The sequence below is a fragment of the Amycolatopsis silviterrae genome, from assembly GCF_042684085.1.
Classification (GTDB): domain Bacteria; phylum Actinomycetota; class Actinomycetes; order Mycobacteriales; family Pseudonocardiaceae; genus Amycolatopsis; species Amycolatopsis silviterrae.
In genome coordinates, this window is sequence record NZ_JBHUKS010000034.1 from 44053 (window position 1) to 60613 (window position 16561).

At 70.6% G+C, this 16561-nt stretch carries 15 protein-coding genes; 8 read left to right on the forward strand and 7 right to left on the reverse strand.

Annotated elements, in window-relative coordinates:
* Positions 1-52 precede the first annotated feature (52 nt).
* Entirely contained in the window at positions 53-1969 is a 1917-nt protein-coding gene (gene dxs / locus ACFSVL_RS40715) for a 1-deoxy-D-xylulose-5-phosphate synthase (protein WP_378312533.1), read from the reverse strand.
* A gap of 210 nt (positions 1970-2179) precedes the next feature.
* On the opposite strand from dxs, the gene ACFSVL_RS40720 reads away from it, so the two are divergent.
* From ACFSVL_RS40720 to ACFSVL_RS40735, 4 genes are all read left to right on the forward strand, one after another.
* Positions 2180-3649: an aldehyde dehydrogenase family protein gene (locus ACFSVL_RS40720; RefSeq protein ID WP_378312535.1), complete on the forward strand. Its 1470-nt coding sequence runs from the start codon at positions 2180-2182 to the stop codon at positions 3647-3649.
* A gap of 31 nt (positions 3650-3680) precedes the next feature.
* A complete protein-coding gene (locus ACFSVL_RS40725) occupies positions 3681-5210 on the forward strand; it encodes an APC family permease (RefSeq protein ID WP_378312537.1) in 1530 nt (509 codons plus the stop codon).
* On the forward strand, positions 5207-6760 hold the full coding sequence (locus ACFSVL_RS40730) for a GMC family oxidoreductase (protein WP_378312539.1): 1554 nt from the start codon (positions 5207-5209) through the stop codon (positions 6758-6760). Before ACFSVL_RS40725 ends, ACFSVL_RS40730 begins: the two co-directional genes overlap by 4 nt.
* Before the next feature lie 384 nt (positions 6761-7144).
* The gene (locus ACFSVL_RS40735; protein WP_378312541.1) at positions 7145-7564 is read left to right on the forward strand and encodes a hypothetical protein; all 420 of its coding nucleotides are present in this window, start codon (positions 7145-7147) and stop codon (positions 7562-7564) included.
* Between the two features lie 2 nt (positions 7565-7566).
* On the opposite strand, the gene ACFSVL_RS40740 is transcribed toward ACFSVL_RS40735, so the two are convergent.
* Complete coding sequence (locus ACFSVL_RS40740) at positions 7567-8757, reverse strand: class I SAM-dependent RNA methyltransferase (protein ID WP_378312543.1); 1191 nt, start codon at positions 8755-8757, stop codon at positions 7567-7569.
* Positions 8754-10802 carry an APC family permease gene (locus tag ACFSVL_RS40745; protein WP_378312545.1) on the reverse strand — a complete coding sequence of 683 codons (2049 nt, stop codon included), beginning with the start codon at positions 10800-10802 and terminating at the stop codon, positions 8754-8756. Before ACFSVL_RS40745 ends, ACFSVL_RS40740 begins: the two co-directional genes overlap by 4 nt.
* A gap of 150 nt (positions 10803-10952) precedes the next feature.
* Here ACFSVL_RS40745 and ACFSVL_RS40750 point away from each other — a divergent pair, with 150 nt between their 5' ends.
* Together ACFSVL_RS40750 and ACFSVL_RS40755 are read left to right on the forward strand one after the other, a co-directional pair.
* On the forward strand, positions 10953-11618 hold the full coding sequence (locus ACFSVL_RS40750) for a potassium channel family protein (protein WP_378312547.1): 666 nt from the start codon (positions 10953-10955) through the stop codon (positions 11616-11618).
* Entirely contained in the window at positions 11618-12274 is a 657-nt protein-coding gene (locus ACFSVL_RS40755) for a potassium channel family protein (RefSeq protein ID WP_378312548.1), read from the forward strand. The genes ACFSVL_RS40750 and ACFSVL_RS40755 overlap by 1 nt, the downstream gene beginning before the upstream one ends.
* A 52-nt stretch (positions 12275-12326) precedes the next feature.
* On the opposite strand, the gene ACFSVL_RS40760 is transcribed toward ACFSVL_RS40755, so the two are convergent.
* Together ACFSVL_RS40760 and ACFSVL_RS40765 are read right to left on the reverse strand one after the other, a co-directional pair.
* Positions 12327-13073 carry a DUF3159 domain-containing protein gene (locus tag ACFSVL_RS40760; protein WP_378312550.1) on the reverse strand — a complete coding sequence of 249 codons (747 nt, stop codon included), beginning with the start codon at positions 13071-13073 and terminating at the stop codon, positions 12327-12329.
* Between the two features lie 9 nt (positions 13074-13082).
* Positions 13083-13463 (reverse strand): OB-fold nucleic acid binding domain-containing protein, encoded by a 381-nt coding sequence (locus tag ACFSVL_RS40765; protein WP_009075573.1) that lies wholly within the window; start codon positions 13461-13463, stop codon positions 13083-13085.
* Between the two features lie 103 nt (positions 13464-13566).
* On the opposite strand from ACFSVL_RS40765, the gene ACFSVL_RS40770 reads away from it, so the two are divergent.
* A complete protein-coding gene (locus ACFSVL_RS40770; RefSeq protein WP_378312552.1) occupies positions 13567-14283 on the forward strand; it encodes an alpha/beta fold hydrolase in 717 nt (238 codons plus the stop codon).
* A 426-nt stretch (positions 14284-14709) separates the two neighbouring features.
* Here the strand turns inward: ACFSVL_RS40770 and ACFSVL_RS40775 are convergent, their stop codons facing one another.
* Positions 14710-15366, reverse strand: a complete 657-nt coding sequence (locus tag ACFSVL_RS40775; protein WP_378312554.1) for a DUF3710 domain-containing protein — start codon at positions 15364-15366, stop codon at positions 14710-14712.
* The gene (gene dut / locus ACFSVL_RS40780) at positions 15366-15869 is read right to left on the reverse strand and encodes a dUTP diphosphatase (RefSeq protein WP_378312556.1); all 504 of its coding nucleotides are present in this window, start codon (positions 15867-15869) and stop codon (positions 15366-15368) included. The genes ACFSVL_RS40775 and dut overlap by 1 nt, the downstream gene beginning before the upstream one ends.
* A 24-nt stretch (positions 15870-15893) precedes the next feature.
* On the opposite strand from dut, the gene ACFSVL_RS40785 reads away from it, so the two are divergent.
* Positions 15894-16376, forward strand: coding sequence for a DUF3093 domain-containing protein (locus tag ACFSVL_RS40785; protein ID WP_378312557.1), 483 nt, complete (start codon positions 15894-15896; stop codon positions 16374-16376).
* Positions 16377-16561: the final 185 nt, after the last annotated feature.

Here is a 16561-nt window from a genome sequence, read left to right on the forward strand (position 1 = left end):
CTCGGGAACCCGCCCTTTACGCGCTCGGGCGCGAGGCTTCCGCCTGGTCCGCTCAGGCGCGCGGCTTCTCCTGAGCGGTCTCCTCCACGTCCGCCCCGAGCCGTCCCGAGGCCCATTCCGTGATGCGGCGCGCGACGTCCTGGGCGGTCAGGCCGATCCGGTCCAGCACCTCGGCGCGGGTTCCGTGGTCGTGGAATGCCTGCGGCACCGCGAGGTCGCGCAGCGGGACGTCGCATTCGGCGTCCCGCAGGACCGCCGCCAGCGCCGAGCCGAAGCCGCCGTGCCGGCCGCTGTCTTCGACCGTCACCACGAGTTTGTGCTGTTCCGCCAGCGCGACCAGCTCCGCCGGGACCGGCACCACCCAGCGCGGGTCCGCGACCGTCACGCCGATGCCCTGGTCCGCCAAACGGTCCGCGGCCGACAGCGCCAGCTGCGCGAACGGACCCACCGCGACCAGCAGCACGTCCGTCGAACCCGAGGGGCGGCGCAACAGGTCGACCGTGCCGATGCGCTCCACCGCGGGGACGTCCGGGCCGACACTGCCCTTCGAGAAGCGCAGTGCGGTCGGGCCGTCCTGGACCGCGACCGCTTCGCGCAGTTCTTCGCGCAGGGTCCCCGGGTCACGCGGGGCGGCCACGCGCATGCCCGGCACCATGCCCAGCAGCGACAGGTCCCACATGCCGTGGTGGCTCGGGCCGTCCGGGCCGGTGATGCCCGCCCGGTCCAGCACGAGGGTCACCGGCTGGCGGTGCAGTGCGACGTCCATCAGCACCTGGTCGAACGCCCGGTTCAGGAACGTCGAGTACAGCGCGACGACCGGATGGCAGCCGCCCATCGCGAGGCCCGCGGCGGACGTCACCGCGTGCTGTTCGGCGATGCCGACGTCGAACCAGCGGTCCGGGAAGCGCTCGGAGAACTTCTCCAGCCCGGTCGAGCGCAGCATCGCGGCGGTGATGGCCACGATGTCCTCGCGCTCCTCGCCGATCTTCGCCAGCTCGTCGCCGAACACGCCGGTCCAGCTGGGGCCCTTCACCGGCGGCAGCCCGGTCTCCGGGTCGATCGGGTCGGTCTGGTGCATCTGGTCGGCCTGGTGGTTCACCGCGGGCGCGTAGCCGTGGCCCTTTTCGGTCACCACGTGCACGATCACCGAGCCGCCGAACGCCCGCGCGCTCTGGAACGCCTTCTCCAGCGCCGCCAAGTCGTGGCCGTCGACCGGGCCGAGGTACTTCAGGCCGAGGTCGGAGAACATCACCTGCGGGCTCAGCGCGTCCTTGATGCCCGCCTTGGCCGCGTGCAGCGCGGCGTAGATCGGCTTGCCCACGACCGGGGTGCTGCGCAGCAGCTCGCGCCCGCCGTCGAGCAGCCGCTCGTAGCCCGGCTGCAGCCGCAGCGACGCCAGGTGGTCGGCCATCCCGCCGATGGTCGGCGAGTACGACCGGCCGTTGTCGTTGACGACGATCACGACCGGGCGGTCCCTGCGCCCGGCGATGTTGTTGAGCGCCTCCCAGCACATGCCGCCGGTGAGCGCGCCGTCGCCGACCACCGCGATCGCGTGCCTGCGCGGGCCGCCGGACAGCTCGAACGCCTTCGCCATTCCGTCCACATAGGACAGTGCGGAGGACGCGTGGCTGCTCTCCACCAGGTCGTGCTCGCTCTCGCTCCGGCACGGGTACCCGGCGGGCCCGCCCTGCTGGCGCAGCTTGTCGAACTGGTCGTGCCGCCCGGTGACGATCTTGTGCACGTACGCCTGGTGCCCGACGTCCCACACGATCGCGTCGCGCGGCGAGTCGAACACGCGGTGCAGCGCCAGCGTCAGCTCGACGACGCCGAGGTTGGGGCCGAGGTGCCCGCCGCTGCGGCGGACCTTGTCCACGAGGAAGTCCCTGATCTCGGCCGCCAGCTCGCCGAGGTCCTCGACGCTCATGCGCTTCAGGTCCGCCGGTCCGTGCACCGAGTCCAGCATGGTCACCGCTCCACCCCGTCCGTTTTCTTCCTCCGCCGGTTCCGGCCAGTCTACGGACGGCCGCCACCTCGGTCCGGCCGCCCGCGTCCCGGATCACAGGCCCGCCCGGAACGCAACTCCACGAGCGGGGAAGATCACGAGGCCGGTCGGTCAAGTCGCGGTCACCCCGCGTGGCCGTGATAATCCCGGACGGACCCCCGACCTCGAGAGGACTCCATGGCTGACTTGTACATCGGCGGCGAATGGGTGGACGCGCGCGCGGGCGGGCGACGCGAGATCCGGTGTCCCGCGGACGGCAGCCTGGTCGCCGAAGTCGCCGAAGCGACCGCGGAAGACACTGAGGCCGCCATCGCCGCGGCACGCCGGGCGTTCGACACCGGACCGTGGCCTGCCACGCCGGCCGGCGAACGCGGCAACCTGCTGCTGCGCGCGGCCGACCTGCTGGACCGCGACGCGGAGGCGTTCGCCCGCGCCGAATCGCTCGACACCGGCAAACGCCTGGTGGAGAGCCGCTACGACATGAGCGACATCGCCGCCTGCCTGCGGTATTTCGGCAAGCTCGCGGGCAACGACGCGGGCCGGGTCGTGGACACCGGCAGCGCGGACTCGTTCAGCCGGATCGTGCACGAACCGGTCGGCGTGTGCGGCCTCATCACCCCGTGGAACTACCCGCTGCTGCAGACGGTGTGGAAGATCGCCCCGGCGCTGGCCGCGGGCAACACGTTCGTGCTCAAGCCGAGCGAGCTGACGCCGCACACCTCGATCCTGTTCATGCGGCTGCTCGCCGAGGCCGGGCTGCCCGGCGGAGTGGCGAACCTGGTGCTCGGCGCGGGCCCGGCGGCAGGCGCCCCGCTGTCGGAGCACCCGGACGTCGACCTCGTGTCGTTCACCGGCGGGCTGGCCACCGGACGGGTGATCGCGGCGAACGCGGCGGCGACGGTCAAGAAGGTCGCGCTCGAACTCGGCGGCAAGAACCCGAACGTGGTGTTCGCCGACGCGGACTTCGAGACCGCCGTCGACTACGCGCTCACCGCGGTGTTCCTCCATTCGGGCCAGGTCTGCTCGGCCGGCGCGCGGCTGATCGTCCAGCGGGAATGGCACGACGAGTTCGTCGACGAACTCGTGCGCCGCGCGGAGCGGATCCGCCTCGGCGGGCCGTTCGACGAGAACGCCGAGACCGGGCCGCTCATCTCCGCCGCGCACCGCGAGAAGGTGGAACGCTACGTCGCCACCGCCATCGAGGAGGGCGCGGTCCTGCGCACCGGCGGCAAGCGCCCGGACGACCCGGCGCTGCAGGACGGCTTCTACTACCTGCCGACGATCCTCGACAACGTCCAGCAGGGCAGCACCGCGGTCGTCGAAGAGTCCTTCGGCCCGGTGCTGACCGTGGAGACGTTCACCGACGAGGACGACGCGGTCCGCATCGCCAACGACACCCACTACGGCCTGGCCGGCGGCGTGTTCACCCAGGATGCCGCCCGCGCCCAGCGCGTCGCGAACCGGCTCCGGCACGGCACGGTGTGGATCAACGACTACCACCCGTACCTGCCGCAGGCCGAATGGGGCGGCTACAAGCAGTCCGGCTTCGGCCGCGAACTCGGCCCGACCGGCCTCGCGGAATACACCGAGGTCAAGCACATCCACCAGAACCTGAAGCCCGGTCCCCAGCACTGGTTCTCCGGCTGATCCCCCTCCCCCACCGAAAGGATCCGTGCCCTTGAGCGACACCGGCGATCGCGAACTCGGCGAATTCGGCTACACCAACCAGCTCAAGAGAACGCTCGGCAGTTTCCACACCTTCGCCGCGGGCATCAGCTACATCTCGGTGCTGACGGGGGTGTTCCAGCTCTCCTATCTGGGCCTGTCCGAGGGCGGGCCCGCCTACTGGTGGTCCTGGCCCGCGGTGTTCGTCGGGCAGCTGATGGTGGCGCTCTGCTTCGCCGAACTGGCCGCGCAGTACCCGGTCGCCGGGTCGGTCTACAACTGGGCGAAGAAGCTCAGCAACCCGCACATCGCGTGGATGGCCGGCTGGATGATGCTGCTGGCCTCGATCGTCTCGATCTCCGCGACCGCGCTCGCCTACCAGCGGACGCTGCCGCAGATCACGTCGTTCTTCCAGTTCATCGGCGACGGGACGGGCACCAGCGACGCGGCCAACGGCGTGCTGCTGGCCACCGTGCTGATCGTGTTCACGACGCTGATCAACGCGTTCGGCGTGAAGCTGATGGCACGGATCAACAGCGCGGGCGTGTTCGTGGAACTGCTGTTCGCGGTGCTGCTGGTGGTGTTCCTGGCGTTCCACTTCGTGCGTGGCCCGTCAGTGGTGACCGAGACGAACGGCACCGAGGCCGGGCACTCGTCCGGCTACCTGGGCGCGTTCCTGATCGCGGGCATCGCCTCCTCCTACGTGATGTACGGCTTCGACACCGCGGCCTCGCTCGGCGAGGAATCCCTGAACCCGCACCGCAACGCGCCGAAGGCGATCCTGCGCGCGCTGGTCGCCTCCTTCGTGCTGGGCGGGCTGATCATCCTGTTCGCGCTCATGGCCGTCGGCAACATCAACGCGCCGGAACTCGGCACGGTCGGCCTGCAGTACGTGCTCACCGACGCGCTCGGCCCGGCCATCGGGCGGGTGTTCCTGTTCGTCGTGTTCATCGCGATCACGGTGTGCGTGCTGGCGGTGCACACCGCGGCGATCCGGATCGCCTTCGCGATGGCACGGGACAACGCGCTCCCGGGCGGCCGGAAACTGGCGCGGGTCAACAAGAAGACCGGAACGCCGGTGCTGCCCGCGATCGTGATCGGCGTGCTCGCGGTCGCGCTGCTGGTGCTGAACATCAACTCCACGCAGATCTTCTCGGCGGTCACCAGCCTCGCGATCATCCTGATCTACCTGTCCTACCTGCTGGTGACCGTGCCGATGCTGATCCGCAGGCTGCGCGGGCGCTGGCCGCGCGAGGGCGCCCCGGCAGGCCGGTTCTCCCTCGGCCGCTGGGGCCTCCCGGTGAACGTGATCGCGGTGCTGTGGGGCGGCGCGATGACGGTCAACCTGGCCTGGCCCCGCAACGAGATCTACAACGCGGCCCCTCCCTTCCACTGGTACCTGAAGTGGATTTCGGTGTTGTTCGTCGGCGTCTTCGCGGCCGGCGGCTTCGCCTATTACTGGTTCGTGCAACGGCACAAGGTCGGGGTGCTGGCGGACCACGCCGCCGCCCCCGCCGCGCCCGACGAGGAGGTTTCCCGGTGAGCACAAGCGAGTTCGACTACGTGGTGGTCGGCGGCGGCACGGCCGGATCGGTGGTGGCCGCCCGGCTGTCCGAGGATCCGGACGTGACGGTCTGCCTCCTCGAGGCCGGACCGTCCGACACGGACGTGCCGGAGGTGCTGGAGCTGACCCGGTGGATGGGCCTGCTGGAATCCGGCTACGACTGGGACTACCTGGTGGAGCCGCAGGAAGCGGGCAACTCCTACCTGCGCCAGGCCCGCGCCAAGGTGCTCGGCGGCTGCTCGTCGCACAACTCGTGCATCGCGTTCTGGGCACCGGCCGAGGACCTCGACGAATGGGCGTCCTCGGGCCTGCCCGGCTGGTCCGCCAAGGACGTTTTCCCGCTGTACCAACGGCTGGAGACCAACGACGGCCCCGGCGACCACCACGGCCGCTCCGGCCCGGTCACCATCCGCTCGGTGCCGCCGAACGACCCGGCGGGCGCGGCGCTGCTGTCCGCGTGCGACCAGGCGGGCATCCCGACGACCGAGTTCAACTCCGGCAAGACCGTGACCCACGGCGCGAACTGGTTCCAGATCAACGCCCGCGAGGACGGCACCCGGTCTTCGGCGTCGGTGTCCTATCTGCACCCGATCATGGGCAAACGGCCCAACCTGGAGATCCGCACCGGCGCGCGGGCGAAGCGGCTGGTGTTCGACGGCCGCCGCTGCACCGGCGTCGAGGTGCTGGACCCGGACCTGATCCACCACAGCACGGTCACCGCCCGCCGCGAGGTGGTGGTGAGCTCCGGCGCGATCGACACGCCGAAGCTGCTGATGCTGTCCGGCATCGGGCCCGCGGAGCACCTGCGCGAGGTCGGCGTCGAGGTGCTCGTGGACTCGCCGGGCGTCGGCTCGAACCTCGAGGACCACCCCGAGGGCCTGGTGATGTGGGACGCCCTGCAGCCCATGGTCACCGAATCCACGCAGTGGTGGGAAATCGGCATCTTCACCATGACCGAGGACGGCCTGGACCGCCCGGACCTGATGTTCCACTACGGCTCGGTCCCGTTCGACATGAACACCGTCCGGCACGGCTACCCGACCACCGAGAACGGCTTCTGCCTCACGCCGAACGTGACCCGCAGCCGATCGCGGGGCACGGTGCGGCTCCGCACCCGCGACTTCCGCGACAAGCCCCGGGTGGACCCGCGCTACTTCACCGACGAGTACGACATGCGGGTGATGACCTACGGCGTGAAGCTCGCCCGCGAGATCGCCGCCCAGCCCGCGCTCGACGAATGGGCGGGCGTGGAACTCGCGCCGGGCCGCGACTGCACGACCGACGACGAGATCGCCGACTACCTCCGCAAAACCCACAACACCGTGTACCACCCGGCGTGCACGGCCCGGATGGGCGCGAACGGCGACCCCGAGGCGGTGCTGGACGAGCGGCTGCGCGTCCGCGGCGTCGACGGCCTGCGCGTGGCCGATGCGTCCGCGATGCCGTTCCTCGTGACCGTGAACCCGTGCATCACGACGATGGCGATCGGCGAGAAGTGCGCGGACATGCTCAAGGAAGACCGGGGCTGATCTTCGGGCGGGTGGTCGGGTCCCAGCGGGCACGACCACCCGCCCGCCCGTCACCAGTGCTCGTGCCGCTGCCAGCATCCTGCGCAGAATCATGTCCGCCCCTCGCTTCGTGTTCCGGCGGCTGCCGAAGCGCACCTTCCGCGGTGCGCACCAGGTAAGTCGCCAGCGAGAGCGCTGAGGTTCTTGAGTAACCGAATCGTTACCAACAGTCACCATCGCCCGGCGGAGCGCAAGCCATGGTCTGCCGCGGATTCCGTTGCGCCGCAAGCAATCGGACGCAAGCCGCAGCCGGGACGCCAAGCTGTGCTCCGAGCCGCCACCGGAGCACCGCGAACATCCCCGAACCGGGCGAAAACCACCGCCAAGCAACGTAGACTTCCTTGCGTGGCAAGCATTCGAGCGCTCGCGTGGGCCGGGGCGACCGCCGCGGTGGGCGGCGGCGCCGGGCTCGCCCTGCCGTCCGCGCACTACCTGCCGTCGCGGCTGCCGCTGGGCGGCCTGGAACCCGACCTGGACCTCGGCCTCCGGCTGGTCTGCGCCGCGGCCTTGGCGCTCGCGTTCGCGCTGGCCGTCCTGACCCTGCGCCAGCGCCGAGCCGAACCACTGGCCTTCGCGTCCCTGGCCGGCATCGCGGTCGCCGGAATCCTGGTGCACTACCTAGTGATCACGCTCCCCGGCGCGAACCGGCTCATCCCGGCCGCCGACGTGCGGCCCGCGGCCGGGGCGTGGGTGCTGCTGGCCTCCGGCCTCGTCTTGGCCGCGACGGGATTCGCCGCGGCCGCGAATGTCCAGCGGTCCCGATAAAGTCACTGCAGCAGCGCGACGCACTCCACGTGATGCGTCATCGGGAACGCGTCGAACGCCCGCAGATCCGTCAGCGAGTACCCGTGCTCGGCGAAGAACTGCACGTCCCGCGCCAGCGCGGCCGGATCGCAAGCGACATAGACGATCCGGTCCGGTTCGCCGGCCGCGATCGCGTTCACGACGGCGCGGCCCGCGCCCTTGCGCGGCGGGTCGAGCACCACCACGTCGACCGGCGTCGGCGCGTCCTCGATGAGGTGTTCCACCCGCCCGGAACGCCAGCTGACCTGCGGCAGGTCAGCGAGATTGCGCTCACCGTCGGACACCGCGCGCCGTCCGGATTCGATCGCCAGCACCTGGCCGTCCGGGCCGACCTGCTCGGCCAGCACCGACGCGAACAGCCCGACTCCGGCGTACAGATCCCAGGCGACCCCGCCGAGCGGTGCGTCCGCCCACTCCCGCACGAGCTGCGCGAGCGTGTCCGCGGCCTGCGGGTGGACCTGCCAGAAGCCGTGCGCGTCGAGCCGCCAGTCCCGTCCGGCCGCGTGCTGGACCGCCATGCCGCCGGACAGCTGCTTGCCCTGGGTGCGCCCGCGCACGGTGGCGAGTTCGCGCAGGTGGAGGTGGTTTTCGCCGTCGCAGGTCGTTTCCAGTTCGACACCCGGCCGCCAGCGCTTGCTCAGCGCGGCGTCGAGCGATCCCGGCACCGCGATCGGGCAATCGTCGATGGGGATGACGCGGTGGCTGTGGTGCGCCCGCAGCCCCGCCTGCCCGTCGCGGCCGGCGACGAGCCGCACCCGGCTGCGCCAGCCGAGCGGACCGCCCTCGAGCGGTTCCACGACCACCTCGCGCGTGATGCCCGCGAGCCGCTGCAGCTGTTCGGCCACCACCGCGGCCTTCAGCGCACGCTGGTAGGCCGGTTCGGCGTGCTGCCAGTCGCAGCCGCCGCAGCCGCCCGGCGCGGCGAGCGGGCACGGCGGCGTCACGCGATGCTCGGACCCGCTGAGCACCTCGATCGCGTCGGCGCGGCAGAACGAGCCGCCCTTGTCCTCGGTCACCTCGGCCCGCACGCGTTCGCCGGGAAGCGCGTGCCGCACGAACAGCACTCGTCCGTCCACACGCGACACACAGTGCCCGCCGTGCGCGACCGGACCGACTTCCAGTTCCAGTACGCGGCCTAGCCAGCTGTCGCTCATTCTGAAGATTCCTTTGTCGCAGGGGCTGGCTTCGGGGTGTCCGCGGGACGAGGTGTCGTGGGCGTGAACCCGCGCCGGACGTCGCCGGCCGACGGGCGCGCCTTGCGCATGCGCGCGGCGGCTTTCTGCGACGACTCCAGCTGCCACGGCACGCTCGCCACGACCACGCCCGGCTGGAACAGCAGCCGTCCCTTGAGCCGCAACGCACTCTGGTTGTGCAGCACCTGCTCCCACCAGTGCCCCACGACGTACTCCGGGATGAACACGGTGACCACGTCGCGCGGGTTGGCGCCGCGGACCCGCTTCACGTAATCGAGCACCGGCTTGGTGATTTCCCGGTACGGCGATTCGACGACCTTCAGCGGCACCTTGAACTTGTGCGCTTCCCATTCCTGGGTCAGCGCGCGGGTGTCGGCGTCGTCCACGTTGACCGTGACCGCTTCGAGCACGTCCGGGCGCATCGCCTTGGCGTAGGCCAGCGCGCGCAGCGTCGGCCGGTGCAGTTTGGACACCAGCACGATGGCGTGGTTGCGCGAGGGCAGCACCGTAGGCGCGTCGCCCATGTCCTTGAGTTCCTCCGACACCCGGTCGTAGTGCTTCCGGATCGCCGTCATCAGCGCGAAAATCGCCACCATCGCGGCGATCGCGATCCACGCGCCGAGCAGGAACTTGGTGATCAGCACGATCACCAGCACGGTGCCGGTCATGGTGAGGCCGATCGCGTTCACCGTCTGCGAACGGCGCATCCGCCGCCGCGCCGCCGGGTCGGTCTCCTTGGCCAGCAACCGGTTCCAGTGCCGGATCATGCCCGCCTGGCTCACCGTGAACGACACGAACACGCCCACGATGTACAGCTGGATCAGCCGGGTGACTTCCGCGTCGAACGCGATGATCAGCAGCAGCGCGAAGATCGCGAGGAACAGGATGCCGTTGGAGAAGGCCAGCCGGTCGCCGCGCGTGTGCAGCTGCCGCGGCAGGTAGCGGTCCTGGGCGAGGATCGAGCCGAGCACCGGGAAGCCGTTGAACGCGGTGTTCGCGGCCAGCAGCAGGATGATGCCGGTGGAGAACGAGATGTAGTAGAACGCGGGCGGGAAGTTCTCGAACACCGCGTGCGCGATCTGGGCGACGATCGTCTTCTGCTCGTAGCCCGCGGGCGCGCCGGCCAGCTGCCGCGCCGGGTCCTCGGCGAAGTTCACCTTCGTCACGATCGCGAGCGTGATGATGCCGACGAGCATCGTCACCGCCAGCACGCCCATCAGCAGCAGCGTCGTGGCCGCGTTCTTCGACTTCGGCTTGCGGAACGCGGGCACGCCGTTGCTGATCGCCTCGACCCCGGTCAGCGCCGCCGCGCCGGACGAGAACGACCGCAGGATCAGGAACACGAACGCGATGCCCGCCCAGTTGCCTTCCTCGTGCAGCGTGAAGCCCGCGCTCTCGGCGCGCATCTCGGTGCCGGTGGCGGCCTGGAACAGCCCCCAGACGACCATCAGCAGGATGCCGGCGATGAAGCCGTAGGTGGGGATCGCGAACGCTTTGCCCGATTCGCGCACACCGCGCAGATTGAGCGCGGTCAGCACGGCCACGATCACGATCGAGGCGAGCACCTTGTGGTTGGCCACCCACGGAATCGCCGAGCCGATGTTGGCGACACCGGACGAAGTGGACACCGCGACGGTCAGCACGTAGTCGACCAGCAGCGCGCTCGCCACGGTGAGGCCGAACTTCCCGCCGAGGTTGGTGTTCGCGACCTCGTAGTCGCCGCCGCCGCTCGGATACGCGTGCACGTTCTGCCGGTACGACGCGACGACGACCAGCATGACCAGCGCGACCGCCACCCCGATCCACGGCGCGAAGGCGTACGCGGACAGGCCGGCGACGCTCAGCGTCAGGAAGATCTCCTCCGGCGCGTAGGCCACGCTGGACAGCGCGTCGGAGGCGAAAATGGGCAGCGCAATGCGCTTGGGCAACAGGGTGTGGGCGAGACGGTCGCTGCGGAACGGGCGCCCTAGGACCAGCCGCTTCAGCACTGTCGGGAACTTCGACACCTGCAGAATGTACAGCGGAGCGAAGCTCCTCCGCTGAGGGCGGTGGAGGGGAGGAGGGTGGAGGTAACCGGGTGGGCGCAAGGTAGGTTCGGCGCTGGTGTCCACGGGTACCCACGGACGGGTCATCCACCCCCTGCGAGGAGGCTAAGCGTGCACGTGGTGATCATGGGATGCGGCCGCGTCGGCGCGTCTCTGGCCGCGGCGCTGGAGCGGCTCGGCCACGAGGTGGCCGTCATCGACAAGAACCAGCAGGCGTTCCGCAGGCTGGGCAGCGACTTCCACGGCCAGCAGGTCGTCGGGGCGGGCTTCGACCGCCGGGTGCTCGTCGAGGCCGGGATCGAGCGCGCGGGCGCCTTCGCGGCCGTGTCGAGCGGCGACAATTCCAACATCATCTCCGCGCGGGTCGCGCGCGAGAACTTCGGCATCGAGCACGTGGTCGCGCGCATCTACGACCACAAGCGCGCCGCGGTGTACGAACGGCTGGGCATCCCGACCGTCGCGACCGTGCCGTGGACGACCGACCGGTTCCTGCGCACCCTGCTGCCCGACGGCGTCGCCTCCGCGTGGCGCGACCCGTCCGGCAACGTCGCGCTGCTGCAGCTGCCGCTGCACGAGGGCTGGGTCGGCCGCAGCGTGCGCGAACTGCAGGACACCACCGGAGCGCGGGTGGCGTTCATGATGCGCTTCGGCACCCCCGTGCTGCCGGACGCGAAAACCGTCGTGCAGGCCGACGACGACGTGTGGGTGGCGGCGCGCTCGGGCACCGTCGGAGACGTGACGAGCCTGGCCGCTCGCGCCCCCGAGGAGGAGAACTGATGCGGGTCGCGATCGCGGGCGCGGGAGCCGTCGGGCAGTCCATCGCTGCCGAACTCATCGACGGGCGCCACCAGGTCATGCTGATCGAGCGCGACGCCAACCAGTTCGAGCCGGAGTCCGTTCCGCAGGCCGACTGGGTGCTCGGCGACGCGTGCGAGGTGTCGATCCTCGAGGAGTCCGGCATCGAACGCTGCGACGTCGTGATCGCGGCGAGCGGCGACGACAAGGCCAACCTCGTGGTGTCGCTGCTGGCGAAGACGGAGTTCGCGGTGCGCCGCGTGGTGGCGCGGGTGAACAACCCGGCCAACGAGTGGCTGTTCACCGACGCGTGGGGCGTCGACGTGGCCGTGTCGACGCCGCGGATGCTCGCCGCGATGGTCGAGGAGGCGGTGAGCGTCGGCGATCTGGTGCGGCTCATGACGTTCCGGCAGGGGCAGGCGAACCTGGTGGAACTCACCCTGCCGGAGGAGACGCCGCTGGCGGGCAAGCCGGTGAGCGAGCTGGCGCTGCCGCGCGACGCGGCGCTGGTGACCATCCTGCGCGGCGACCGGGTGATCGTGCCGCAGCCGGAGGACCCGCTGGAGGCGGGCGACGAGCTGCTGTTCGTCGCGACCTCGGACGTCGAACCGGAGATCCGCACGGCGCTGGGCTACTGACAACGCGAAAAGGGCGGGCCCGCGGTGGGCCCGCCCTTTTTCGTGCGTCGGATCAGGTCTCAGGAGTGGGTGCCTGCGCGTACTTTTCCCGCAGCCGCGCTTCGACTTGCGCGTCGGTTTCCGGCTCCGGTTCTTCCTCTTCGAGCGCCTTCAGCCGTTTGTCGGAGCGGCGCACCGCCCAGACGACCACCAGCAGGCCGATCGCGTACAGCGGGTAGCCCATCGCGATCTTGGCGAACGCCAGCCAGCCGGTCTGGTCGCCGTCGTACAGCCACCGCTGCACCACGAACCGGGCGGCGAAGATGACCGCCATCGCGAGCGTCGCTACGTCGTAGCCGTAGCGCGACGGCTTGTCCTTGCGCCAGGCGGTGCCCTTGCCGTTGAGCGCGTTCCAGACGACGCCCGCCAGCGGCCAGCGCACCAGCACCGACACCACGAACACGCCGCAGTACACGAGGCTCGCCCAGATGCCGAAGAGGAAGAACCCCTTCGCGGACCCGGTGCGGAAGGCGATGAACGCCGCGATCGCGACGCCGAAGAACCCCGAGATGGCCGGCTGCAGCGGCTCCTTGCGCACGACGCGCAGGACGGTGATCGCCACCGCGCTGCCGATCGAGCCCCAGATGGCCACGGTGAGCCCGAAGAACGCGTTCAGGAGCACGAACACGATGACCGGCACCGAGGAATAGAACAGGCCGGAAACCCCGCCCATCTGCTCCATCAGCGTCGGCTGCCGCTCTTGCTCGTCCCCTTTTCCGGGCACGTCCTTCTCGTCGCGGGGAGCAGCGGGTTCAGTCACGAGCGTTGATCACCCTACCGGGCTCTGGAGTTCGTAATACGGGTTGTAGAGCACCTTCTGCCCGTCCCGTTCGGCCATCCGGCCGCGCACCTTGACGGTGCGGCCGGGCTCGATGCCGGGAATCCGGCGCCTGCCCAGCCAGATTAGCGTCACGCCCTGCGTGCCGTCGAACAGCTCCGCCTGCAGCGAGGCGGGCCCGTCGGTGGGCGACAGCTCGACGCTGCGCAGCCTGCCGAGCACAGTCACCTCTTCGCCGGACCGGCAGTCACAGGCGCGCTGCGCGCCCTCGGCACCCGACCTCTCGGACATCTCGTCGGCGTCGAGGTCCTCGACGTCGCTGGTCAGCTTGCGAACCAACCGGCTGAAGTAGCCGCCGTCCTTGGCGGACATGGTGTGCTCCTGTGCTCCGGGGCCCCCGACTTCGTTCGGCCCGTGCGTGTCCAGCGTAGCTGTGGTCCCAGCCAGGGAAACGGGTTTGGGGCAAGATCGCAACGTGACGTCCGCAATCCGGCTCCCGGCCGCCGTCCTGCTGCCCGGGACGGGTTCCGACGAGGTCTTCGTGCGCTCGGTGTTCGGCGGGCCGCTCGCCGCTCTCGGGGTGCCGCTGATCACGCCCGCGCCGCGTCCCGGGGCGGGCCTCGCGGAGGGGTTCCTTGCCGAGCTGGACCGTCTCGCTGACCGGCACGGGACGGTGCTGGCGGGCGGGATTTCGTTCGGGGCGCATCTGGCGACGGAGTGGGCGGTGGCGAATCCCGGGCGTTGCGGGGGGCTGCTCGCGGCTCTCCCGGCTTGGAACGGGGAATCCGGGCAAGCACCCGCGGCGCTGGCTGCGACGGTCACAGCGGATCTGGTGGCCGCTGCGGGGGTTGAGGGTGCGGTGGCGCAGGCCGCGGCGGGAAGCCCCGGGTGGCTCGCGGCGGAGCTGGGGCGGGCTTGGCGGCGGCACGGCGACGGGCTGGAGGCCGGGCTGCGGGTGGCTGCCGGGCGGGCCGCGCCGACGCTGGAGGCGTTGCGGGGCGTGGAGGTTCCGGCCGGCGTCGGGGCGTGTTCGGACGATCCCGTCCATCCGGCGGAGGTGGCCCGGGAGTGGGCACGGGCGTTGCCCCAGGGGTCGTACGGGGAGACGACGCTCGCCGCGGTAGGCCGGGACCCGGAAGCCCTGGGGCGGACGACCGTTTTGGCGTTTTTGCGGTCGGTTCGAGGGACGTGAAGGACTCCTTGAGGGAATCCAAGTCCGTGAAGGGGCCCTTCACGGACCGCAAACGTCCAACGCCAGGGACTTAAGGCGGCGCGGCGCCATGGGTTCGGCTGAGGCGTGTCCGTCCAAGACCGAAGCGGCCGGCGGACCGGGCTGGCTTGCTCAGGGCCTGCGCAGGCGGCGGGAACTGGGCGTGTCGTCTGTGAGGGACTCCTTGAGGGAATCAGATTCCCTCAAGGAGTCCCTCACGGACTTGAAGAAACGGTCATACTGGCATTAATCGGGCATTCTGTCGACGTAGGTGTCCTTTACGGATGGCCGGCCGGGCTGAGGCCACCCGGATTAAGTCCCTGGCACTTCCGCAAACGTCCGTGAGGGGAACCCCGAGGGACTTCTGCGTCCGTCAGGGTTCCCCGCACGGAACCGGCGTGCGGGCGGTCAGCCCTGTTGCTCGGCGATGTGCTGGGCGACCGCGTCCGGCAGCGTGATGGGCAGCGGGGTGCGCACCGGCATCGGCGAGTTGCCGCGGTCCACGACGGTGCGGCGCACGATCGCCCGCAGCACCTCGGGAGCCTGCGAAGCCGTCGACTGCGGGCCGGCGATGACGCCGCGCAGCATCCAGCGCGGGCCGTCCACGCCGACGAACCGGAGGGCCACGTCGCCGACGATCGCGGACAGTTCCATGCCCCATTCGCCGCGGCCGACGTTGACCTTCGCGCCGTCCGCGCGCAGCTGGTCGGCGAGTTCGTTGCTCACCTCGCGCCAGAGCCCGCCGGATTTCGGCGCCGCGTACGCGCTGACGGTGACCTGCCCGATCTCCGTCACGACGTGCACCGCTCGCACGCCGCCTTCCTCCGGGTCCATCTCGACCTGCACCTGAGAGCCGTCGGGGACCGGCACGCGCACCGAGCCGAGGTCGATGCGCGGGATGCCGTCTTCCTCCGCCTCCGCGGCGTCGAACGGCCCGTCGGCCGTTTCCGAAAGCTGGTCCTCGGGCTCGAGCGAGTCGTCGGCTTCGACGCCTTCGCCGCGCTGGGACGCGACGCCCCCGGTCTCGTCGTCGCCGGACCGGCGCTTGCGTCCGAAAATCCCCACTATCGTTCCGTTCCTTCCCCGGTGCCCGCGCCGGTGTCTCCGGCGCCGGGTGCCAGTGTGGCGTGCCCGCCGGTCGAGCCGTAACCTCCCGCGCCGCGTTCGGTCCCGTCGAGTTCGGCGACCTCGGCGAACACCGCGTGCTCCACCCTCTGGATCACCAGCTGCGCGATCCGGTCGCCGCGCGCCAGCACGATTTTCTCGCGCGGGTCGTGGTTGACGAGGCAGACCTTGATCTCGCCGCGGTAGCCCGAGTCGATCGTGCCGGGAGTGTTCACCACCGACAATCCGACGCGCGCCGCGAGCCCGGAGCGAGGATGCACGAACCCGGCGTACCCCGAGGGCAGCGCGATCGCGACCCCGGTGCCGACGACCCCGCGCTCGCCGGGCCCGAGCACGATATCCGAGGTGGTGACGAGATCGGCCCCGGCGTCGCCGGGCCGGGCATAGGCGGGCGGCGGGACATCGGGGTCGAGCCGCTGGAGGAGGACCTGAACGCTGGACACGGGCGGCGAGACTACCCTTGATGCGTGGCTGACCGCGTGAACACCGCCGCGACGGGCGTCGTCGCACACTCCGAACGGCTCTACCTGCCGTGGTGGGGCTGGCCCCTGCCGATGGCCGGGGCGATCCTGCTAGGCGTCGAGGTCCACCTGGGCTACCCGTCGATCCCGATGTGGATCCCGCTGGCGATCGCGGTGCCGGTGATGGCCGCCCTGCTGCTCTCGCTGGGCCGGGCGAAAGTCAAGATCACCGGCGGCGACGACCCCGAACTCTGGGTAGGCGACGCCCACCTGCCCCTGCGCTACGTCGGCGACATCGACATCGTCGAAAAAGACGCCAAACGACACGCCCTCGGCCGAGACGGCGACCCAGCCGCCTTCGTCCTGCACCGCGGCTGGGTGGGCCCCGCCGTCCGCCTGACCCTCACCGACCCGGCGGACCCCACCCCGTACTGGCTCTTCAGCACCCGCAAGCCACAGAAGGTCGCGGCCCTGCTCCGCAACGCCTGACCCTGGCAGCGCGGGCGGTCCGTGAGGGCCACCTTCACAGACGCTGATTCCGTCAGGGTTCCCCTCACGACCCTCGGCGAGCCCGCCCGTCCGTGAGGGGCCCCTTCACGGACTCAGATTCCCTCAAGGAGTCCTAATGGGTTGTGTTCGGGTCTGTTTGGCAGGCTTGGATGTGGTGGCTGTTG